General features: G+C 38.2%; 21 protein-coding genes. 8 read left to right on the forward strand and 13 right to left on the reverse strand.

The genetic code is table 11. The features are described 5' to 3' along the window. Positions 1 to 533 precede the first annotated feature (533 nt). The 4 genes from SKC36_RS08515 (at position 534) to SKC36_RS08530 (ending at position 3361) form a co-directional block, all read left to right on the forward strand. Positions 534 to 743, forward strand: coding sequence for a response regulator transcription factor (locus tag SKC36_RS08515; RefSeq protein WP_459465606.1), 210 nt, complete (start codon positions 534 to 536; stop codon positions 741 to 743). A 176-nt stretch (positions 744 to 919) separates the two neighbouring features. Continuing rightward, a complete protein-coding gene (locus tag SKC36_RS08520) occupies positions 920 to 1219 on the forward strand; it encodes a hypothetical protein (protein ID WP_459453996.1) in 300 nt (99 codons plus the stop codon). A 40-nt stretch (positions 1220 to 1259) separates the two neighbouring features. Next, positions 1260 to 1919, forward strand: coding sequence for a hypothetical protein (locus SKC36_RS08525; RefSeq protein WP_459453995.1), 660 nt, complete (start codon positions 1260 to 1262; stop codon positions 1917 to 1919). Between the two features lie 710 nt (positions 1920 to 2629). After that, on the forward strand, positions 2630 to 3361 hold the full coding sequence (locus SKC36_RS08530; RefSeq protein ID WP_459454004.1) for an RluA family pseudouridine synthase: 732 nt from the start codon (positions 2630 to 2632) through the stop codon (positions 3359 to 3361). A gap of 1 nt (position 3362) precedes the next feature. On the opposite strand, the gene SKC36_RS08535 is transcribed toward SKC36_RS08530, so the two are convergent. The 5 genes from SKC36_RS08535 to SKC36_RS08555 form a co-directional block, all read right to left on the reverse strand. Further along, positions 3363 to 3770 (reverse strand): RrF2 family transcriptional regulator, encoded by a 408-nt coding sequence (locus SKC36_RS08535; protein WP_109324128.1) that lies wholly within the window; start codon positions 3768 to 3770, stop codon positions 3363 to 3365. A gap of 138 nt (positions 3771 to 3908) precedes the next feature. Next, on the reverse strand, positions 3909 to 4376 hold the full coding sequence (gene rpsG / locus SKC36_RS08540) for a 30S ribosomal protein S7 (protein ID WP_109324129.1): 468 nt from the start codon (positions 4374 to 4376) through the stop codon (positions 3909 to 3911). 72 nt (positions 4377 to 4448) lie between these two features. Further along, positions 4449 to 4853, reverse strand: coding sequence for a 30S ribosomal protein S12 (rpsL, locus tag SKC36_RS08545; protein ID WP_109324130.1), 405 nt, complete (start codon positions 4851 to 4853; stop codon positions 4449 to 4451). A 140-nt stretch (positions 4854 to 4993) separates the two neighbouring features. Continuing rightward, positions 4994 to 6184 carry a mannonate dehydratase gene (gene uxuA, locus SKC36_RS08550; protein ID WP_459465607.1) on the reverse strand — a complete coding sequence of 397 codons (1191 nt, stop codon included), beginning with the start codon at positions 6182 to 6184 and terminating at the stop codon, positions 4994 to 4996. Positions 6185 to 6657: 473 nt separating this feature from the next. Further along, positions 6658 to 8187, reverse strand: coding sequence for a DUF4301 family protein (locus tag SKC36_RS08555; RefSeq protein WP_459465608.1), 1530 nt, complete (start codon positions 8185 to 8187; stop codon positions 6658 to 6660). A gap of 87 nt (positions 8188 to 8274) precedes the next feature. Between SKC36_RS08555 and SKC36_RS08560 the strand changes: the two genes are divergently transcribed. Further along, entirely contained in the window at positions 8275 to 10197 is a 1923-nt protein-coding gene (locus SKC36_RS08560; RefSeq protein WP_459465609.1) for a RecQ family ATP-dependent DNA helicase, read from the forward strand. Here the strand turns inward: SKC36_RS08560 and lon are convergent. The 7 genes from lon to SKC36_RS08595 all read right to left on the reverse strand — a co-directional run bounded on the left by lon (position 10158) and on the right by SKC36_RS08595 (position 18693). Continuing rightward, a complete protein-coding gene (gene lon, locus SKC36_RS08565; RefSeq protein WP_459465610.1) occupies positions 10158 to 12653 on the reverse strand; it encodes an endopeptidase La in 2496 nt (831 codons plus the stop codon). The two genes, SKC36_RS08560 and lon, sit on opposite strands and share 40 nt — an antisense overlap. Before the next feature lie 90 nt (positions 12654 to 12743). After that, positions 12744 to 13247, reverse strand: coding sequence for a DUF6702 family protein (locus tag SKC36_RS08570; RefSeq protein ID WP_459453990.1), 504 nt, complete (start codon positions 13245 to 13247; stop codon positions 12744 to 12746). Between the two features lie 3 nt (positions 13248 to 13250). Continuing rightward, entirely contained in the window at positions 13251 to 14642 is a 1392-nt protein-coding gene (rseP, locus tag SKC36_RS08575) for an RIP metalloprotease RseP (protein ID WP_459453989.1), read from the reverse strand. A gap of 16 nt (positions 14643 to 14658) precedes the next feature. Continuing rightward, positions 14659 to 15831, reverse strand: coding sequence for a 1-deoxy-D-xylulose-5-phosphate reductoisomerase (locus SKC36_RS08580; protein ID WP_459453988.1), 1173 nt, complete (start codon positions 15829 to 15831; stop codon positions 14659 to 14661). Further along, positions 15825 to 16448, reverse strand: coding sequence for a rhomboid family intramembrane serine protease (locus SKC36_RS08585; RefSeq protein WP_459453987.1), 624 nt, complete (start codon positions 16446 to 16448; stop codon positions 15825 to 15827). The genes SKC36_RS08580 and SKC36_RS08585 overlap by 7 nt, the downstream gene beginning before the upstream one ends. Positions 16449 to 16497: 49 nt before the next feature. Continuing rightward, positions 16498 to 17475 carry a polyprenyl synthetase family protein gene (locus SKC36_RS08590; RefSeq protein WP_459465611.1) on the reverse strand — a complete coding sequence of 326 codons (978 nt, stop codon included), beginning with the start codon at positions 17473 to 17475 and terminating at the stop codon, positions 16498 to 16500. 3 nt (positions 17476 to 17478) lie between these two features. Further along, entirely contained in the window at positions 17479 to 18693 is a 1215-nt protein-coding gene (locus SKC36_RS08595) for an NADH-quinone oxidoreductase subunit D (protein ID WP_459465612.1), read from the reverse strand. Positions 18694 to 18868: 175 nt separating this feature from the next. Here SKC36_RS08595 and rpmG point away from each other — a divergent pair, with 175 nt between their 5' ends. The 3 genes from rpmG (at position 18869) to ftsY (ending at position 20300) form a co-directional block, all read left to right on the forward strand. Further along, positions 18869 to 19051 carry a 50S ribosomal protein L33 gene (gene rpmG / locus SKC36_RS08600; RefSeq protein WP_109325429.1) on the forward strand — a complete coding sequence of 61 codons (183 nt, stop codon included), beginning with the start codon at positions 18869 to 18871 and terminating at the stop codon, positions 19049 to 19051. Between the two features lie 18 nt (positions 19052 to 19069). Then, positions 19070 to 19222 (forward strand): DUF4295 domain-containing protein, encoded by a 153-nt coding sequence (locus tag SKC36_RS08605; RefSeq protein WP_109324168.1) that lies wholly within the window; start codon positions 19070 to 19072, stop codon positions 19220 to 19222. A gap of 100 nt (positions 19223 to 19322) precedes the next feature. After that, positions 19323 to 20300, forward strand: coding sequence for a signal recognition particle-docking protein FtsY (ftsY, locus tag SKC36_RS08610; protein WP_459465613.1), 978 nt, complete (start codon positions 19323 to 19325; stop codon positions 20298 to 20300). 45 nt (positions 20301 to 20345) lie between these two features. Here the strand turns inward: ftsY and SKC36_RS08615 are convergent, their stop codons facing one another. Continuing rightward, entirely contained in the window at positions 20346 to 22013 is a 1668-nt protein-coding gene (locus tag SKC36_RS08615) for a glutamine--tRNA ligase/YqeY domain fusion protein (protein ID WP_459465614.1), read from the reverse strand. Positions 22014 to 22075: the final 62 nt, after the last annotated feature.

Here is a 22075-nt window from a genome sequence, read left to right on the forward strand (position 1 = left end):
TTAGGCCTGCCGCTAGCGTTCATCCTGAGCCAGGATCAAACTCTCCATTGTAAATAATCTTTGGATGTTTGACTTTGCTCTTACTATTAAAATAAGAATTGTCATTATCCTTGTCTTGAATGCTATTCTTCTCTTCATAACCACTTTAAATGATTATGAACTTTTTCCTTTTATCAACACGTCAAAGAACTCTTTGTACTCAAGTTACCTACTCGCTTAAAAAAACTTAGACAAAAAAATTTGAACTCTTTTAAGTTCGCCTCTTTTTTTATCATCTACTTTATAAGCCTTTGGCCTCTCATACTTCGAACGACTGCCGTTGTAGTCGCTAAATCGGAGTGCAAAGATGTAGGTTTATTTTCCTTATTCCAAATCTAGATTCAAAAAAAATTCACTTTTATTGTCAAAGCCCCGATAATTCACTGAAAATCAAGTCGAAAAAATCCAAAGAAAATTTATCCCTCTAGACCTATTCCGTAATTTTTAATAATATTGACTCCAGAAAATACACTAACCCTAATCTATCATTCATCATGGCAAAGAATATCCAACAAGAGATTTTTACTCTCCGTGAACGCACTATTATTACCCTGATTCAACAAGGACTAACATCTCAAGAGATTGCTCAAGATCTAGACATCTCTCTTCATACCACTAAAAAACATCGAGAAAACATTGCCCGTAAGATTGGTAGTCATGGCAAAATAGAATTCCGAAAAATCATTCGAAATATCAAAATGTAGCTTGCCAGTGGTTCTCCCCCAGGCCTGAAAGTAAATTATCAACTTCTTGATTAAAGTAGGACTTCTTTCCCTACTATTCTCTTTTATTTTTCCAGCAGCTTTACTCCATGTTTGCAAACATTGGTAAAACCAGAAAAACCAGAAAAGAGTAGGGGTAATTTTTAGTGAATTAAAAAATGAGAAATTTTGTAATACTATTTGTAAAAAAATATAAAAGACTATTTGTTATTTTAGCTGTTGTCAGTATCCCATTGATTGCCTTAGGTTATGAAGCTCCAAATCCATGTGAACCTGATTGGAAATTTTTTGGTTGGAGTTATTCAAATTGTGGTTTAGATGGAGGATCTCAGGGAGTAGGTCATTCACATTTACCTGACCCTAAAAGATGTGTCTATTATTTTGAAGATGTAAAATATTTCTTTGGATTTAAAATTGATACTAGGATTAGAACGGAAGAAGGTAATTGCCCAGATTAATAATAAATGACAAATTGATAATACTAATATTTAATAGACAATGAAAATCAACATACTTCATTTTATTATATTTTTGTCATTTACTTTTTCGAGCTTTTTAACTGCGGTCGCTAATCAAAATCTAGAAAATGATAAAACAGACTCTGATTCGACCAAATCAGCTCTGCTGCAAGAGGTCAAAATAACTGCGAAAAAAATAAGTCATTTTGAAACTGAAAAACCTTCCAGAAAAAGACATTATTCGTTTTTAACAAAATCTCCTCATCAAACAGGAATAATTTTTGATGAAGAAGAAATAATTGGAAAGAAACTAAACTCCATTTCTATTTATTTTGACCAAAAATTTACACCAACATATATCTTTCAGATTTTATTGTTTACTGTTGGCAAGGATACCCTTCCATCCACTTTATTAAATAAACGTGAACTTGTCTACTCTGCCAACCATGAAGGCTGGACTAAATTCAACATTCAGACAAATGATATAAGTATTCCTAAAGAAGGTATAGCGGTTGTCATCAATTTTTTCAATAAATCCAATGTCATCACAGGAGAAACCGATCGAATAGCAATGGGTAAATATTCCACCAAGAGACGCTTTTTTTTCCGTCCAACTAGCCAGAACGAATGGATTATTTTTGATTCTTTTCAGGAAGGGCGCATTGGTCCCATGATTCGCATATCCGTAGATAATGAATAAAACAAAAAGTCGAAGCCAAAATTTTCACCAATTTAACTTGGTTTTTTTTCGCCTGGCCTTTTCACTTAGCTCAAATACGAATACCTGACATCAAAAAATTAATTTTCAGAAATAGGACACAAATATTTGTTTAGTAATTTTTAAATATTGCAAAAAACTCAAGCTGGTATAAAACGATGAACATACCTAAAATGCCATGGCCAGCCTCATTCTATCTCATCCTATTTATACTTGGCAAACACATAAATGATGTCATTATTGCGAATCATGTTTTGAATCCTTTGTTTTGGAAAAAACTACTGACTCAATCTATCATCTATTTTATTACAGGTGTTATAATAATTACAATTAATAGAAAATTGTATTTTAAATTTCCACCGACGGTAGCTTCAATCCTCTATTTTATTTTCATTATTGGTTGCCTTATTTATTTTGGACAACAGAAAACAAATGAATGGCAAATAGATTTCATTCTTTTCGCCATTATCAACATAGGAATAATGAGCTTATTCTTGAAAAAAGGGAAAAATGAATCGAATTGAATCAGCAAATTGATTATGTGAAAAATGAATCAATAGACAACTTATGGCATAGAATGGATGCTTTTTACTCAGGGACGCTCCATTCTATTCTGCCTCTGAAAAATTTTACAAATTAATTGTCCTACCTTTGTCATCGCAAGACTAAGTCCATTCAAGTCTTGCTGATTGATTAAAATGAAAGACTACCACATTGTATACGAAGACAATCACCTCCTAATTGTCAATAAAAGAGCGGGAATACTAGTTCAAGGAGATAGCACGGGCGACCTTACTTTGACCGATGTATTGAAGGACTATATCAAGGAAAAATACCAAAAACCAGGAGCGGTTTTCTTACATCCAGTCCATCGCCTAGATCGCCCTGTCAGTGGCTTAGTCGTATTTGCCCGTACTTCCAAAGCTTTGGAACGTATGATGGAACTGTTTCGTAAAAGAGAAATTCAAAAGACCTATTGGGCGGTAACAAGAAGAAAGCCAGATCCTACGAAAGGGAAGCTGACCCATTGGCTTTTAAAAAATGAATCCAAAAATACTACTACTGCTTATGATTACCCTGAGGACAAGGCACAAAAAGCGGAATTGAATTACAAATTATTAGGCAAGATTAACCTTCACTACCTAATCGAAGTTGAACCTATTACGGGTAGACCACATCAAATACGGGTTCAATTAGCTACTCTAGGTTGCCCGATTCGAGGTGATATCAAATATGGCTACGACCGCCCGAATCCAGATGGTAGCATAAATTTACATGCTCGACGATTGTATTTCGTTCACCCCATCAAGAAAACGCCAATCATCTGCAAAGCCGCAGTACCAAACAATCCATTCTGGGAAGAATTCTTAGAGCTAGATTCGGAAGAGGTAAAAGAAAAGAATTTAGATCATTTATATGAATAGCCTAGATCAGCTCTTCTAAAGTAGTTTTTTCCAAAACAGATAGGTTAGCATCACGCCATTTCGCTAGAACCGAACGCAATTTGCAGGTTTCTTCATTGGCACAGTCATCACACTTGCCATAAAAATGTAGAGATACACAAAGAGCAGGTGCAATGGGGCCATCCACAATTCGAATAATTTTCGCAAAGGTCACCTGACTTGGTGGTATACGTAGATAATATCCTCCCCCTTTACCTTTTTGGCTTTGTAGAATACCATGATTTCTTAGCTCCAATAAAATAGCTTCTAAAAACTTTTTAGGGATATTCTCGGATTCAGCAATATGTGAAATCAACAAAGGCCCCTTTTCATAAGCCTGAGCCAATACTTTTAACGCCTTCAAAGCATACTTTGCTTTCTTAGAAATCATACGATAATAATGAATTAAATAGGGAACTGTTCAAAGCTAAACATTTTAACAAGATTTGCCAAATTCTCCATTTGTGATAAAAATCAGCATAAATAAAAAAGGCCAACCTTGCGGTTGGCCTTTCCAAAAAATCATTCATTAAAAACGGAAGTGTGAGAACGCTTTGTTCGCTTCCGCCATACGGTGAGTATCATCCTTCTTCTTCACAGCAGCTCCCTCACCTTTGGATGCAGCAATGATTTCGTTCGCTAAGCGATCCATCATTGTCTTATCACCTCTTTTTCTTGCATATCCAATTAACCATTTCATTCCTAACGCAACTTTACGTTCAGCTCGCACTTCCGTTGGAACCTGGAAGTTAGCTCCACCAACACGGCGACTCTTAACTTCAACAGATGGCATTACATTGTTTAATGCTTTTTTCCAAGTTTCTAATCCATTCTCTTTAGTACGCTCTTCTACCTTATCTAAAGCATCGTAAAAAATAGTGAATGCCACTGATTTTTTACCGTCATACATCAAGTTGTTTACAAACTTAGTTACTAATACATCCCTAAATTTAGGGTCTGGCAATAAATAGCGCTTTTTTGGTTTCGCCTTTCTCATGGTGTTAATGTTTAATGTCGACCCAACCTTCTGCCTTCACCGAGGCATACTGGATCTTTGTGTTAAAAAAAATTACTTCTTCTTAGCTGGAGCTGCTGCTTGACCTGGTTTAGGACGCTTTGCACCATACTTTGAACGAGATTGTAAACGACCAGATACACCGGCTGTGTCCAATGCTCCACGAATGATGTGATAACGTACACCTGGTAAGTCTTTTACACGACCACCACGAATCAATACGATTGAGTGCTCTTGCAAATTGTGACCCTCACCTGGAATGTAGGCATTCACCTCTTTCTGGTTGGTTAAACGAACACGAGCTACTTTACGCATAGCTGAGTTTGGTTTCTTTGGAGTAGTTGTGTACACACGCGTACAAACTCCTCTTCTTTGTGGACAAGAATCCAAAGCTGGTGACTTAGATTTCCAAGTCATTTGCTCACGGCCCTTGCGCACTAATTGCTGAATAGTTGGCATTTTAAATAATTACCGTTTAAATTTTAAATCTTTTTTTATTCCCTTAAATAGCTTAAACTCATTTGGATAGAGTAATGCCATAGTAACGGGGGTGCAAAGTTAGCAATTAGAAATAGAATTCAAAACATCATTTTGGAATTTTATTTTAAAAATCCCTCAATGCCCATCTCTAATCCTCTAAGCTCGGCTAGTCCTCTTAATCTTCCAATTGCCGTATAACCTGGATTGGTCTTTTTACCTACTTGCAAATCATCCAACATTTTATGTCCATGATCTGGCCTAAACGGCATTCTGATATCTTTTCTACCTTGAGCCACTCGGTTTTTTTGCTCCAAAACCAGCGCCTTCATCACACCAAACATATCTACATCTCCATCCAAATGGTCGGCCTCATAGAAATTCCCAAATTCATCCCGACGAGTAGCTCGTAAATGAATGAAGTTGATTCGGTCACCCATTCGCTCTACCATTCCTACCAAATCATTATCCTCCCGCACTCCATAACTTCCCGTACAGAAGCATAATCCATTATTCCGACTCTCATACGCAGCTAATAATTGCTTGGCATCAGATTCTGTACTTACCACTCGGGGCAAGCCTAAAATTGGATAAGGAGGATCATCGGGGTGAATAGACAAATTGACGCCTGACTCTTCAGCTACAGGAGTAATTTCACGAATAAATTCATACAAATGCTCTCTCAACTCCTGATCTCCCACATGAGCATAGGTATCCAATGCTTCTTGAAAGGAAACCAAAGTGAAACTCTCTTCACTTCCCGGTAACCCTGCTATGACATTGCGGATTAATTTTTCTCTTTGACTAGGACTTGACTGATCAAACCAAGTTTTAGCGCGTTGAATCTGTTCAGGTGTATAATGATTTTCGGCGCCTGGTCTTTTCAATAAAAACATTTCAAACGCGGCAAACTCTGCTGCATCAAAACGCAAGGCTCTTGAACCATCAGGCAACTCAAAATCTAGGTCTGTTCTTGTCCAATCTAAAATTGGCATGAAATTGTAGCATACAGTATCCAAACCAGCTTTTGCTAAATTTCGGATCGACTGCTTATAATTTTCAATGTACTTTTTAAAGTCGCCCGACCGAGTTTTGATATCCTCATGAACCGGAATACTTTCAATGACTGACCACGTTAAACCCGCCTTTTCAATAATTTGTTTTCTCTCTAAAATATCTGCCAACTCCCATACTACTCCGTTTGGGATTTGATGCAGTGCGTTTACAATGCCGGTTGCACCCGCTTGTCGGACGTCTGATAAACTAACCGGATCATTCGGTCCGAACCAACGCCAAGTTTGTTCTAATGCCATAGTCTATTTTTTCTATCTCTTATTTATTAAAATTAAATCATTAGCTCAAGCACCAACTAATCAACTTATGCCTATTGTGCCTGGTTTTGAAAACGTATGACTTGAGGCTCAAGGTTTAGGCTTGAGGGTTTAGGGTTTAGGCTCAAGCCTTGAGGCCTAAGCCTTGAGATTTGACAACTTTTGAAAAGTTGTCAAATCTAAATCAAAATCTAAATCAAAATCCTTATCCAAATCCATATCCCAATCAAAATCTAATATATCTCAGAATATAAGCTAAAGAGCACAAAATTAGCCTTTCCTACTCAATAAAATATGAAAAACTTGATTATTTTAACCAGGAATATGGACAAAAAAAACCTTGCCTAGAAACTAAGCAAGGTTTTTGTAATCAAGCATTTATATACTTTCTTTAATATCAATCTCGTTCAAAGGCCGCAAAATTAAAGCCTTTTTTAACAGGAACAAAACATCCCCTAATTTTGATGTGCTGGCCTCAATAAATCATTCACCGTCTTGACAGGATTAAAAGTATCCAATGGGACTTCAACAAATATGGTATTCCAAAAGGCCATCGCGCCATTCCACAACCCAGGTAATTCCTGAGCTTTCAATTTCTTCCCATCTTTGGTTTTCTCCGTAATAAATCCTGTACTCATGTCGCGGTACTGCAATAAATCAAAGGACTTACCATGAATATCCTTGGTGGCACAAACCAAGTCCACCGGATTAAAGTGAGTTGATCCAGTGAAAATATCTTTTTGTGCTTCATTTGACATATCCACTTGAGCCGATTCTACCAATTGCAATGTGCTGTTTCCCTCTTGATCCCGACACCAAAAAGGACCTCCACCCGGCTCTCCTGTATTTTTTACAACCCCGCAAATACGTGTAGGTCGATTAAATATCTTTTTAAATAAATTTAATTTTTCAACTGGTATGTGTGCATCCCATGACTTGCCTGGTTGAATTCCCAAATATTGAGATGCAAAATCCTGGATTTCTTGCATTTTCTCCGCACTAACTTCCCCCTCCAAGTCTTTGGAATAGGCTTTTATCTTATCCAAAATTTCTACCAACAATCCGCCCAAAGCTTTCTTGAAGACAATCGTATTATCTTTCAATTTATCTGGAACCACATTGTCAATATTCTTTATAAATATTAAATCAGCATCTAAATCATTCAAGTTTTCCAATAAAGCGCCATGGCCGGCAGGTCGGAATAACAATGAACCATCCGCTTCGCGGAATAAGTTGTTCTCCATATCCACGGCCACCGTATCTGTACTTGGCTTTTGCTCTGAAAAACTTATATGAAATTTAACCTGATACCGCTTCTCTAATTTAGGTACAACTTGTTGTACCAAGGCATCAAATCGCGAACGATGCTCGGGAGAAACCGTGAAGTGCAAATACGCATCTTTGCCATCTGAAGCATAGGCTACCGCCTCCACCAAATGCTCCTCCAAAGGGGTTCTTACTCCGTCCTCATAATAGTGAAATGATAATAAACCCTTTGGTAGTGAACCATAATCTAATCCCTTACTAAGTAATAAATTTTCTAATATTTCCTGCTCAGTGGACCACTCTGGCAATAATTTCTTCAATTCAGGAGCAAAGGCAAAATCACTCAATCGATCAAAAAATGCCTGAGATTCCTTGTTTGGTTTTGATTCAGCCAAATGCTCAAACAAAGATTTAAACATCCTTGTAGCCGCACCAGATGCGGGAACCATTTTTAAAATGGACAATGTCATTTTAGCATCTTCAAATCGTTTTACATAACGATTCACGTCCCCATCAGTCAAATGAATTATCCCATTCCCAATGCTAGCCGCTCGATCCAATTTCATCCAAGGAAAACCTTGCTTAAAATAATCAACTTGTTGATTTACTTCTTGCTCACTAATTCCTCTTTTACTTAATTGTATTTTGTCCTTTTCTGTCAACATACGTACATATTTATTCCTAAATTTAATTGGAATCGTATAAAATTTCACCATCATGGCCGCTTTTATTCTCTTCTCCCTTCAAATTTTCTCCATGTCAGACATAAACTCCCTGCCCTTTTTTTTGGTAGCTTTGAAATAGCTATGCAGGATATACACGCCATATTAAAAAAATACTGGAATTACGACTCTTTTAGACCCCTTCAAGAGGAGATTATTCATTCCATATTGGCTAAAAATGACACCTTAGCTTTATTGCCCACAGGCGGTGGAAAATCCATTTGTTTCCAAGTTCCAGCCCTTGCATTAGACGGCATTTGCCTAGTAATCTCTCCCCTGATTGCTTTAATGCAAGATCAAGTAAACCAATTGAAACAAAGAAACATTGCAGCTGAAGCGCTCTACTCAGGAATGCATCCTAGGCAAATAGACATCTTGCTCGACAATTGTATTTATGGCCAAATCAAATTTTTATATGTCTCTCCAGAAAGATTAAAAACTGACCTATTTTTAGAGAGGGCCAAGCAAATGAATATCTCCTTAATCGCAGTCGACGAAGCTCACTGCATTTCACAATGGGGATATGATTTTCGACCGTCCTATTTAGAAATTCTACCATTCAAAAATCTATTCCCACAAACCCCTTGCCTGGCACTAACCGCTAGTGCCAATCCAGAAGTTAAAGCGGATATTGTGCAAAAGCTGGATTTTAAAAATCCGCAAATCTTTCAAAAGAGCTTTAGTCGGGCTAACTTATCTTACTCTGTACTATGGGAGGAAAATAAAGAAAAAAAGTTAATCCAAATGCTTCAACGGGTTCCTGGCTCCTCCATTATTTATGTCCGAAATAGAAAAAAAACCCAACAAATAAGTGAACTCATTCAACAGCATGGTATATCCAGCACTTTTTATCATGCTGGTTTAGAACCCAAAGAAAGAAGTTCACGACAAAAAGAATGGATCGAAAGTCGAATTCAAACCATGGTTGCCACCAATGCTTTTGGTATGGGAATCGACAAAGCAGATGTCCGCTTGGTCGTCCACCTGGATTTACCCGATTCCTTGGAAGCTTATTACCAAGAAGCAGGTCGAGCTGGAAGAGATGAGAAAAAAGCCTATGCGGCCATATTAGTGGAGGAAAAAGACATCATCGAACTGCAAAACCAGTGGACAAAATCATATCCTGATGCTCCTGTTTTAAAGAATGTTTATCAGGCCATTAGTAATTATTTGCAAATTCCTGAAGGTAGCGGAGAATTAATGCACTATGATTTTGAATGGGCCGAAATGGCCAAGCGGTTTAATCTGCCATCATCCGAAACCTTTTTTGCACTAAAAACGCTCGAAAATGAGGGTTTAATTTTATTAAACGATGCCTACCAAAATCCTTCCAAAATCAAGATTAAGGTTTCTGCCACAGAACTTTACGATTTTCAAATTCGTAATGAACGCTTTGAATCTTTCATCAAATGTCTTTTGCGAATGTTTGGAGGAAATCTGTATCAACAATTTGTACCTATAGCTGAAGCAGCCATTGCTCAACAATTTAAAGCACCCATAGCCGAGGTTGAACGTAGCCTAAGCTTGCTCGAAAAATTTGAAATTTTGGACTATGATAAACAAAATGGACTTGCTAAATTAACCTTGTTAACCCCAAGAGCATCAGCCTCTGCTTTACCGATCGACTGGACCTCATACCATAAAAAGAAAGAGAGAAGCCAAGGAAAAATTAAGGCAGTGGAACATTATGTCCGAGATAAAAAGATTTGTCGAACCCGACTCCTTGTCGCCTATTTTGGTGAAAATCTGGATAAAAAATGTGGCATCTGCGATACTTGTATTGAACAAAAAAAGGCCTCCACTGGGAAGGCCTATCCTGAAAGTCATGAAAGTGAACGCAAACTAATTCTTCATTACCTTCAACATGGTTCACTTAGTCTTCAAAATCTAGTGGACTGCCTCCGTCCGCTTTCCAAAGATGAGGCCATCCGAATCATACAATATGCCCTAGATATCGGTGAAATTTCCTATACCGCCACAGATGAATTAGGCTTAACTTCGTCTTGAAGCACAAATTTTACTGGATTTTTAACCTGCTCATGTAACAAGGCCAAGGCCAATACCTCCATGGCATTTTCCACATAATGGAAGGTCAAATCCGTTATATATCTGGCCTCAATCTCTTCAATGTCCTTTTTGTTTTTATGACAAAGAATAATTTCCTTAATACCCGCTCGCTTAGCTGCTAATATCTTTTCTTTTATTCCACCTACAGGCAGAACTTTACCTCGCAAAGTAATTTCTCCTGTCATGGCTAAATTTGGTTTTACCCTGCGCTGAGTTAAGGCCGAAGCAATAGCTGTCAACATTGTTATACCAGCCGATGGGCCATCTTTGGGAACCGCACCAGCAGGCACGTGAATATGTAAATTATACTGATCAAAAATGCGATAATCAATGTCTAACAAATCAGCATGCGCCTTCAAGAAACTTAAAGCAGCCATGGCAGATTCTTTCATTACATCTCCTAATTGGCCCGACAAGGTCAATTGACCTTTACCACGGTTCAACAACGTTTCAATGAATAAAATATCTCCACCCACAGGTGTCCAGGCTAATCCAGTCACCACACCAGCATATTCATTGCTTTCATAAGAATCATTCTCAAAATTCTCTTGTCCCAATAAGCGCACTACATCAGCTGGCTGTATTTTGTGGGGGTATTCCTCCCCTATCGCAATGGACTTAGTGATTTTACGTACCACTTTTCCAATTTCCTGCTCTAATTTCCGAACTCCCGATTCCCGGGTATAGCCTTCTACCACTTTTTGAATAGCAGCATCTGACATGGTAAAGTCTGACTTTTCTAAACCATGTTCCTTCTTTTGTTTTGGTAATAAATGCTTTTTGGCAATTTGTACCTTCTCTTCAATGGTATAACCACTTACTTCAATAATTTCCATACGGTCACGCAATGCAGGATGTATGGTATCTAAATTATTAGCTGTGGCAATGAAAATCACGCGAGATAGATCAAATTCAACCTCCAAGTAATTATCCAAAAAACTATTATTTTGTTCCGGATCCAACACTTCTAATAAAGCGGAAGAAGGATCACCCCGATGGTCTGCTCCGACCTTATCAATTTCATCTAAAATAAATACAGGATTGGAAGATCCTGATTTCTTGATATTCTGAATAACTTTTCCAGGCATTGCTCCTATATAGGTCTTCCTATGGCCCCTGATTTCCGCCTCATCCCTGAGTCCACCTAAAGCCATCCGAACATACTTTCTTCCCAAAGCTTTGGCAATACTTTTACCCAAAGAAGTTTTACCTACTCCAGGAGGGCCATATAAGCACAAAATAGGTGCCTTCATGTCTCCTTTCATTTTCAAGACTGCCAAATATTCGATGATTCTCTCTTTTACTTTTTCAAGTCCAAAGTGATCTGCATCCAAAATCTTTTTTGCTTTTACCAAATCAAAATGATCTTTGGTATATTCAGCCCAAGGAAGATCAACCAACAGTTCAACAAAGTTCATCAACATCGGATATTCTCCCGACATGGAATTCGTTCTTTGGAGTTTTGATAACTCCTTTAAGAAAAAATCATTGACTTCTTTTGACCATTTTTTCTTAGCCCCTTTAGCACGCAAACCATCCAATTCTTGTTCCGGACTCTCTACTCCCAACTCCTCTTGTAGAACTTTGATTTGCTGACGAATGTAATAGTCACGCTGCTGCTGGTCAATATCACTACTTGCTTTACTTTGTATTTCACGCTTTAATTCCAGGTGTTGAATTTCCTTCATCATGTATTCCAATAGATGAGTGGCTTGCTCAATACCATCTAGGGTCTCCAATAAAGCTTGCTTATCTTTTAGTTCGGCATTGATATTAGAAGAAAGAAAATGCACTAAAAATGCGGAAGAATCTATATTATCCAAGGCTATTTGAGCTTCTCTCGGAATCTCAGGATTTAAATTCAATATCTTCAGGGCTGATTCCTTCAAAGTAGAAACTAATGCCTTATTTTCCTTATTTAATTTCTTTGGAAAATTGTCTTCCAAATAATTCACTTTGGCAATAAGATTAGGTTCCGTTTTAATAAATTCTCTTACTTCAAAACGCTTGCGTCCTTGAACGATAATCGTTGTATTTCCACCCGGAAGCACAAACATCTTAACAATGTGTGCCACTGTTCCAACTTTGTATAGATCGTCAACCTGTGGCTCCTCCTTTGAATTATTAGCTTGTACCAATACACCAATAGTCCGATCTCCTTTGTAGGCTTTCTTCACTAAACGGACGGATTTTTGGCGACTAACGGTAATGGGTATCACCATTCCAGGGAACAATACAATATTGCGGATTGGCAGTATAGGTAGTTCATCTGACAAAACACTCATTTTGTCATTGTTTTCCAATCCTTCTGCTCCAATTGGAATCAACTCAATATTCTCGAAATCGGAAATATCCGATAGGCTCAAATGCTTAAAAAGGTCATTTGGATTATTCATACACACATTTATTTAATCTCACCCTCCAATCTTGAAAGACGTATGGAGCAATAAACAAATTTCATGCCATAAGACAAGTTGGCAGAAAAATTACCAAACTATCTGATGAAGAACTTGATTTTTTTGAAATAAAAACGATTTCTTTTTTGCACCCCTAGCACAATGTAACAAATTTGTTTGGTCTGGGAATTGTTCAACCAAAAGATCATTCATGATATAAACCCCAGCTAAATCTTGTTCCGAAGGAATTTCTACATATACCCAAATAACGTCAGGGTTAGGCTCCCAACCTATCCAACGGTAAGGAGTCTGTAATTGCTTATTGACTTGGAAACCAAAATGTTTACGAATGTAGGGCTCTAACAATTCATCCATATTAGATGCCTTTTCAAAGCTTATTTTCTTCCCATGAAATTCACTTAGGCCTATTTCTAGGTCATCTTGAAATAATCGAATGGCGATTTCCCAGGATTTTTCCTTTTCATTATACACACACTCCGTTACACTCGTATGAAAAGGATGCCTCTCTTCTCTAGCTAAACTTTCTACCGAGGAGAAAATCAAAAAAAGAAGGATGAAAAGCTGTTTTTTCAAGGTTTAAAAGAATACTTTAAATATATCGTTTCCAAAAGTATATGCCATCAAAGCCAATAACAAAATCATACCGATTTGTTGGGCACGCTCCATTACTTTATCTGAAGCAGGTTTTCCCGTTATCATCTCATATAATAGGAAAATAGCATGTCCACCATCTAAAGCTGGGATGGGCAATACATTAAAGAAGGCCAATGCCATAGAAAGCAAACCAGTCAACATCCAAAATCTAGTCCAGTCCCAAACTCCTCCAAACATCTGCGCAATTCCAATTGGGCCACTCAAGGCTTTAGAAGCCGAAACATCACCCGAAGCAATTTTCTTAAATCCACGAATATTATCCGTAATTACCGAAAAGGCACGTTTTGTACCTATTCCCATGGACTGGGCAAATGTATAATCTTCATGGGTCATTTTCATTAAAATATCTGCCTGAAAACCAATTTGACCCGATTTAGCTACCACCATTTCCAAGGTATCTGCTTTTCCTTGACGAAGAATAGCCAAGCGGATGGGTTTACCAGCCTCCTTACTTAATACCTCACGAATTTCATGGTAGTATTGAATGGGTGTTTGGTTAACTGCCGTAATATAATCTCCCGCTTTCAAACCTGCTGCCAAAGCTGGCAACATCTCTTCGGACTCCTTTCCTAGCCATTTGTCTAATAAACTTGGAGGATTGGGTGCCGCAACATCCAATACCTTAAATTTTGTCATAGGTTCGATAAAGGCTGACTTTTTATCGCTCAATTGACCTATGAAATTAGCAGGGATTTGAATATTAATTTCTTTTCCGTCGCGTAAAACCGTGTAATACGAATTATCCCCCAATAAGACATCTGATGAGCGTAAATCTGATAATTGCTTATAATCAGCTCCATTGACACGAATAATTTTATCGCCAGTTTTAAGCCCAATATGCTTACCCAAATCCAAGGCAACGATGCCATTCTTATTTAATTCTTCTTTAGAAATATAATTGTTTCCATTGGAATAGGTCAAGGAAATGAAAATGACCACACCTGTAATTACATTCACGATTACACCACCTAACATGACAATTAAGCGCTGCCAAGCGGGTTTTGCTCTAAACTCCCATGGTTCAGGTTCCTTCGCCAATGTGGCTGCATCTTGTGTCTCATCAATCATTCCAGCGATAGACACATAGCCTCCTAGCGGAAACCAGCCTAAACCATATTCTGTATCACCTATTTTTTTCTTGAATAAAGCAAAATTCAATAAGGAAGGTATAGGGAATAGAAAATCAAAAAATAGATAAAACTTTTCGACCCGCATTTTGAACCATTTCGCCGTAATGAAATGCCCAAATTCATGCAATGTTACTAAAATGGACAATCCTAAAATCAATTGCCCCGCCATAATCAAACCTTCCATAATCTTGCTTTAATTGCTATTTACTATTTTTTTCTACCCAATGGGTAGCTAATTCTCTACTTAATTGATCACTTTGAACATAGTCTTCTAATGTCGGATTAGCTAAAAAAGTTCCACGACCCATTGTTTCAGATATCAAATCTGACATTTCTAGAAATCCAATTTTATCTTCCAAAAAGGCTGCCACAGCTACTTCGTTGGCCGCATTCAAAATACATGGCATATTCCCTCCTTTATCTAAAGCTTCAAAAGCCAAACCTAGATTTCTAAAAGTAGTCAAATCGGGGGCCTCAAAGGTTAAATTGGGATAAGCGGCAAAATTGAAACGAGGGAAATTTGCTTCTAAACGATTGGGGTAACCCAAGGCAAATTGAATGGGTAATTTCATATCAGGTAGCCCTAATTGTGCCTTAATTGATCCATCCTGAAACTGAACTAAGGAATGAACTATGGATTGAGGATGTACGACCACATCGATCTGGCTGGCTTTTACTTGAAATAACCAAGCTGCTTCAATGACTTCCAAACCCTTATTCATCAAACTGGCTGAATCAATGGTAATCTTGGCCCCCATGGTCCAATTGGGGTGCTTTAAAGCTTGTTCTCTAGTTACTTTAGCCAATTGATCCCTATTCCAAGATCTAAATGGCCCACCAGAGGCCGTCAATATTACTTTCTCAATCGGATTATGGGATTCCCCCATTAAGCACTGAAATATGGCGGAATGCTCTGAATCTACTGGCAAAATAGGTACCCCCATTTTTGCCGCTAATGGCATAATCAATGCCCCTGCCACCACTAATGTTTCTTTATTAGCTAGGGCTATTGGCTTTTTTGCCTCGATAGCACGCACCGTTGGTAACAACCCTGCGTAACCTACCAAAGCAGTTAGCACCACATCCACTTCATCCAAACATACTACATACTCCAAGCTTTTCGCTCCAGCATGTACTTCGATGGGTAAATGAGCTAAGGCCTCTTTGACAAAATTATATTTAGTTTCATCACCTATTACTACATGGCTAGGCAAAAATTCCAAGGATTGTTCTATCAATAAAGCAGCATTGGACTGAGCTGTGAGCACCGATACTTTAAACTGTTCGGCATGCAGAGCGATGACCTCCAAGGCTTGAGTTCCAATAGAACCAGTGGAACCTAAAATGGCAATATGTTTTTGTTTTCCTACCAAAGCATGGCTTTTATCTGTTCAACAAAGGTCAGCCATACTTTCGGATACATGAAAGTCACAAAAACTAAACCATACAATCCTCCATATAAATGGGCAGAATGATTGACGTAATCCCTACCTCTGCGATCCATGGCAATGGAGTACCAAGTAAACAAACCCGCATAAATAAAGCCTGGGATTCCAAGGATACCAAACAAATAGATTTTCTCAGTTGGGAAAAATAATATTCCCGCAAAAATGACTGCGGAAACCGCACCTGAAGCACCCAATGAATTGAAATACGGGTTTTTTCTTTGTTTGAAATAAGTGGGCAAATCTGCCGCAATGATGGCCGTAATGTAAAAAATGACAAACAGCGTTTGACCTATTTCTGGGTATAAGATGGAAAATATATTTTCCAATTGTAAGCCAAAGAAAAAGAAAGAAAACAAATTGAAAAATAAATGGGTAAAATCAGCATGAATAAATCCAGAACTTATAAAACGCCAATATTCATTATCTCGATTGATGTGATAAGGATTCATCGTCATCTTATCCATGAGTGCAGGCTTTTGCCAACACATCAAAGAGACTAAGACGGTAATGATAATGATAATAAAACTGATAGAATCCCCCATAAAACAAAAAGCTTCGTGATGAAGCTAATTTAATTGCCACAAAACTACATTAAACTTCCCGATCAACCAACCCTGCCATAAAACCCAATAAGGTATTTTTCTTTTCTTGTGGTAATTGTAAGGTTTCCATTCCTGAAAATGCCCGGTCAAAATACGATTGAATTTGTTGCTCCACTTCTTCTTTTAGACCTAAGGCTGTATATATCTCAGTAACCGCCTTTACTTTTTCCTCCGCATCAAACTGTTTTTGATTAAGCCAATAACTTAATTTTGCTTCCCTTTCTCCTTGAGCTAATTCCATAGCCCGAATAAGTAAATAGGTTTTTTTGTTGGCCAAAATATCCCCGCCTACCTGTTTCCCAAATTTCTCTGGATCTCCATATACATCCAACAAATCATCTTTTAATTGAAAACCAAGGCCCACCAGCTCACCAATTTGATACAGTTGCTTAGCTATTTCTAAATCAACTTGAGCTAGTAACCCTCCCATTTCCATAGAGAAACCCAATAATACCGAAGTTTTCAATCGGATCATCTCTAAATATTCATCAATTCGTACATCCGACCTTTCTTCAAAATTCATATCCCATTGCTGACCTTCGCAAACTTCTGCAGCGGTCCGACTAAATCGCTCGAGGAGATGTTGAAATTGAGAAAGACTTAATCCTTGAATTTGATTTAAAAATTGGTAGGCTTCAACCAACATGACATCCCCTGAAAGGATGGCTATATTATCATTCCACTTTTCATGAACCGTTTGCTTACCTCTTCTCAAAGGGGCTTTGTCCATGATGTCATCATGCATTAAAGTAAAATTATGAAATACTTCTATCGATAAAGCGGGTTTAACTTGACTAGTCCAATCGTCCCGAAATAATGAATAGGCCATTAAACACATCACCGGACGAATCCGCTTACCCCCTAAGGCCATCAAATATTGAATCGGCTCATACAACTCTATTGGTTGTTTTCCCCGCTCCATCGTGGCTATTTCCTGATCTAGGACTTGTAAAAATTCTTTTGTCATAATTTATCGATCAACTTCCCCCATAACCAAATCCAAGGACCCGATAATTGCTACCAAATCTGCCAAATAGCTGCCTTTTGCTAACGTAGGCAATACCGACAGATGGTGAAATGAGCAAGCCCTTACTTTCATTCGGCTAGGAATATCTGACTTCCCATCCGCACGAACAAAAAAACCTAATTCTCCTTTCGGATTCTCTGCTCGAACATATACGTCCATGGCAGAAGGTCTTATTTTCTTTGGGACCATTGCATGAGGCTGGAAGTCTTTAGTTCTTTTACAATCTCCAACTAATTTATCTAGACATTGTTCGATGATGCGAATAGATTCTTCACATTCTCTAATTCGAACATGGTTACGGTCCCAACAATCTCCTATTTGTCCCATTGCCCCTTCTCCAATAGGTATATCAAATTCTAAAGAGGGATATACCGAATATGCATCTACCCTACGTAGATCAAAAGGCAATCCAGAACCGCGCAAAACAGGTCCCGTGCATCCATAATTAATGGCTGTCGACAAAGGCAAAACTCCAATATTGGCTGTTCTCTTAATGAAAATAGTATTTTCCTCCACGAGGTTTTTTACCTCTTGAATGGTATTTTTTAGTACGGGTACCAATTCTTTTACGCGCGCTTCAAACCCGACAGGTAAGTCATAAAATAATCCCCCGATCCAAACATAATTGTATAACATTCGAGCCCCCGACAACCATTCTAATAAGCGTTGGATATGCTCGCGATCCCGCATTAACCATAAAAATGGCGTGTAAGCTCCAATATCTAATCCATATGTCCCAACGGCAACAAAATGCGATGCAATACGATTTAACTCTGCCACTAAAACACGGATGTATTCAATCCTCAGTGGTAATTTACCTTCCAAATCAAGCATTTTCTCAATAGCCATCACATAGGCGTGCTCAGAATTCATGGAAGCCATATAGTCTAGACGGTCCACGTAGGGAATTACCTGATTATAAGGCAGCGCCTCGGCATGTTTTTCAAAACAACGATGTAAATAGCCTAAATGAGGAACCACATCTACCACCAATTCACCGTCCGATATCAATTCTAATCGGAGTACACCATGAGTAGATGGATGCTGGGGCCCCAGTGAAATGATCATTTCTTCTGATTTCAAATTTTCAAGCGAATATCGATTGGGGTCTGATAAGGCAAAATTTTCCGCTTGATATTGATATTGAAGGGGCTTCATAAAACAAAAATGAGAAAAAAGGCTAGTAAATAAAAGCCCTTGAATGGGATTTAAGGGCGACTTATCAATATGTTTGAAAATTTACGACATATTTTAATTAAAGACTTTGCGAAAAAAAATATTTCTTCTACCTTTGCAGTCCGTTTCAAATGAGGCGAAAAAAGATTTTAATACTATGGCAAAGAAAGGAAATCGCATTCAAGTAATTCTAGAATGCACTGAGCACAAAGAATCTGGGTTACCAGGAATGTCGCGTTACATCACGACTAAAAATCGTAAGAATACGACAGCTCGTATCGAATTAAAGAAATACAATCCGGTATTGAAGAAAGTTACACTTCATAAGGAGATCAAATAGTTTTAATACTTAAGAAATATGGCTAAGAAAGTAGTTGCAACGTTAAAGAAAGAAGGAGGCGTAAAATACGCTAAAATCATTAAAGCGGTTAAAAATCCAACCACAGGGGCTTATACCTTCAAAGAAGAAATTATTCTTCAAGATGAGGTAAATGCTGCATTGAAAAACTAATTTTCAAGCGGGGCACCTTTTTTTCGCTAAGATATTGAAGTCCCTTCGTGAGGGACTTTTTTTATTTTTATTACATTCGTTTTTATTTTCATTCAAAGCCATGGGACTATTCGATTTTTTTAAAAAGAAACCAGCACCACAAGAACAGGAGGAGCTGGAAGCCTTGGAGAAAGGACTAGAAAAAACCAAGGAAGGTTTTCTTTCTAAAATGGGAAGAGCCGTTCTAGGCAAATCTAAAGTGGACGAAGATGTATTGGACGAATTGGAAGAAATCCTATTAAGTTCCGATGTAGGAGTCCCTACTACTTTAAAAATTATAGACCGAATCGAACGCCGAGTTGAGCGGGACAAATTCGTATCTACCGAAGAGCTTGATCAAGTTTTACGGGAAGAAATTGCGGCTTTATTAGAAGAAAACCAGTCGGCCGACTTACAGCATGCTTTTTCCGAACCCAAACAAAAACCTTATGTCATCATGGTAGTGGGGGTTAACGGGGTTGGAAAAACTACCACGATCGGGAAATTGGCTTCGCAATTCCATCAAAATGGGTTAAAAGTGGTTCTTGGTGCGGCGGACACTTTCCGTGCAGCAGCTGTCGACCAATTAAAATTATGGGGAGAACGGGTTGGCATTCCTGTGATAGACCATGGAATGAATACAGACCCAGCTTCCGTTGCCTATGACGCCGTGAAACAAGGCGTTGAAATGAATGCCGACATAGTCATTATTGATACAGCAGGTAGATTACATACCAAAGTGAATTTGATGACAGAATTGACGAAAATCAAACGCGTAGTTCAAAAATTCATCCCTGATGCGCCCCATGAGGTTTTACTTGTATTAGACGGTTCCACCGGACAAAATGCCTTTATTCAAGCTCAAGAATTCACCAAAGCAACTGAAGTAACAGCCTTGGCCATTACCAAGTTAGATGGCACTGCCAAAGGTGGAGTAGTCATTGGAATTTCAGATCAATTCAAAATTCCTGTCAAATACATTGGTGTAGGAGAAAAAATTTCTGATTTACAAGTATTCAACCGAAGCACATTCGTAGAGTCTCTTTTTGCCAAAAAATAATACATATGGTAGAGACGTAGCAATGCTACGTCTCTACCATATGTATTATTTCTGCTGTTTCGCCCAGGTATCTTTCAAGGTAACCGTACGGTTAAATACCAAATGACCTTCTTTGGAGTCTTTGTCTAGACAGAAATATCCCTTCCGCATGAATTGAACTGCATTTTCAACTTTAGCTTCCAGTAATGCAGGCTCTACATAGACTTTATCTAAAATTTGCAATGATTCAGGGTTGATGAATTTCATGAAATCATCGCCTAACTCCGAGGCATCCTCAACAATCAATAATCGATCAAATAAACGTACTTCGGCTACTTCAGCATGAGGAATCGAAACCCAATGAATGGTTCCTTTAACCTGTATGCCTGAGGTATCCTGACCAGATTTACTTTCTGGAATGTAAGTAGCACGAATCTCTTTCACTGAACCATCTTCATTCAATTCAAAACTCTCACATTGAATGATATAGGCTCCTTTTAAACGAACCGATAATCCAGGACCTAGTCGGAAGAATTTCTTAGGTGGATCCACCATAAAATCTTCTCTTTCGATGTATAATTCTCTAGAAAAAGGCACTGACCTTTTACCTGTGCTCTCGTCTTCCGGATTATTTTCAATCAACAAATCTTCTGTTTGACCTTCTGGATAATTGCTAATGACCAGTTTCACGGGATCTAAAACTGCCATGTAACGATTGGCTGATTTATTCAAATCTTCACGAATACAAAATTCTAACAAACTAATGTCAATTAAATTATCCCGTTTGGCTACTCCAATACGTTCACAAAAATTTTGAATGGATGCTGGAGTGAAACCTCTTCTACGTAATGCTGAAATTGTTGGCATACGCGGATCATCCCAACCTTGAACAATTTTCTCGTTCACTAATTGCAACAGTTTTCGCTTACTCATCACAGTGTGTGACAAATTCAAACGAGCAAACTCATACTGGTGAGTAGGGAAAATTTCTAATTTCTCGATAAACCAGTCATATAAAGGGCGGTGCACATCAAATTCTAAGGTACAAATGGAGTGGGTAATACCCTCCATCGAATCAGACTGACCATGAGCAAAATCATACATCGGATAAATACACCAAGCATTGCCTGTTCTGTGATGTTCTACATGCCGTATACGGTACATGAATGGATCACGCATGTGCATATTCGGATGAGACATATCTATTTTGGCTCGTAACACTTTGGCGCCATCTGGAAACTCTCCAGCGCGCATTCTTTGAAACAAATCCAAATTTTCTTTTACTGACCGATTGCGATAAGGGCTTGGAACACCGGGTGTAGTGGGAGTACCCTTCTGAGCGGCAATTTCCTCTGCAGAAGAATCGTCCACATAAGCCAATGATTTTTCAATCAATTGAACCGCATACTGATAAAGGGTCTCAAAATAATCTGAGGTATATAATTCGTTGGCCCAACTAAAACCTAACCAAGCCACATCCTTTTTAATAGATTCCACATATTCTGTTTCCTCTGTAATGGGATTGGTGTCGTCAAAACGTAAATTAGTCTTGCCTCCGAATTCCTTAGCTAGGCCAAAGTTGAGACAGATGGACTTGGCATGACCAATATGTAAATATCCATTAGGTTCTGGAGGGAATCGAGTAAAAATTCCTTGCGGATATTTACCTGCCGCTAAATCGGCTTGAACGATTTCTTCTAAAAAATTAAGGGATTTTGGTTTTAATTCTTCCATTCAATATACGTTCGTGACTATTCTGTCGTTTTAAGGGTTGAAATTGGTTAATTCAACTTCAA

It is taken from the genome of Aquirufa sp. OSTEICH-129A, from assembly GCF_054558355.1.

Coding starts and splice junctions, on each gene's coding strand:
- SKC36_RS08535 (WP_109324128.1), bottom strand. CDS start 3,770: ATGATTTCTAAGAAAGCAAAGTATGCTTTGAAGGCGTTAAAAGTATTG.
- lon (WP_459465610.1), bottom strand. CDS start 12,653: ATGAATAATCCAAATGACCTTTTTAAGCATTTGAGCCTATCGGATATT.
- uxuA (WP_459465607.1), bottom strand. CDS start 6,184: ATGGCATTAGAACAAACTTGGCGTTGGTTCGGACCGAATGATCCGGTT.
- SKC36_RS08595 (WP_459465612.1), bottom strand. CDS start 18,693: ATGAAGCCCCTTCAATATCAATATCAAGCGGAAAATTTTGCCTTATCA.
- rseP (WP_459453989.1), bottom strand. CDS start 14,642: ATGGAAGGTTTGATTATGGCGGGGCAATTGATTTTAGGATTGTCCATT.
- rpmG (WP_109325429.1), top strand. CDS start 18,869: ATGGCAAAGAAAGGAAATCGCATTCAAGTAATTCTAGAATGCACTGAG.
- rpsG (WP_109324129.1), bottom strand. CDS start 4,376: ATGAGAAAGGCGAAACCAAAAAAGCGCTATTTATTGCCAGACCCTAAA.
- SKC36_RS08525 (WP_459453995.1), top strand. CDS start 1,260: ATGAAAATCAACATACTTCATTTTATTATATTTTTGTCATTTACTTTT.
- SKC36_RS08520 (WP_459453996.1), top strand. CDS start 920: ATGAGAAATTTTGTAATACTATTTGTAAAAAAATATAAAAGACTATTT.
- SKC36_RS08585 (WP_459453987.1), bottom strand. CDS start 16,448: ATGGGGGATTCTATCAGTTTTATTATCATTATCATTACCGTCTTAGTC.
- SKC36_RS08615 (WP_459465614.1), bottom strand. CDS start 22,013: ATGGAAGAATTAAAACCAAAATCCCTTAATTTTTTAGAAGAAATCGTT.
- rpsL (WP_109324130.1), bottom strand. CDS start 4,853: ATGCCAACTATTCAGCAATTAGTGCGCAAGGGCCGTGAGCAAATGACT.
- ftsY (WP_459465613.1), top strand. CDS start 19,323: ATGGGACTATTCGATTTTTTTAAAAAGAAACCAGCACCACAAGAACAG.
- SKC36_RS08590 (WP_459465611.1), bottom strand. CDS start 17,475: ATGACAAAAGAATTTTTACAAGTCCTAGATCAGGAAATAGCCACGATG.
- SKC36_RS08515 (WP_459465606.1), top strand. CDS start 534: ATGGCAAAGAATATCCAACAAGAGATTTTTACTCTCCGTGAACGCACT.
- SKC36_RS08555 (WP_459465608.1), bottom strand. CDS start 8,187: ATGATGGTGAAATTTTATACGATTCCAATTAAATTTAGGAATAAATAT.
- SKC36_RS08605 (WP_109324168.1), top strand. CDS start 19,070: ATGGCTAAGAAAGTAGTTGCAACGTTAAAGAAAGAAGGAGGCGTAAAA.
- SKC36_RS08560 (WP_459465609.1), top strand. CDS start 8,275: ATGCAGGATATACACGCCATATTAAAAAAATACTGGAATTACGACTCT.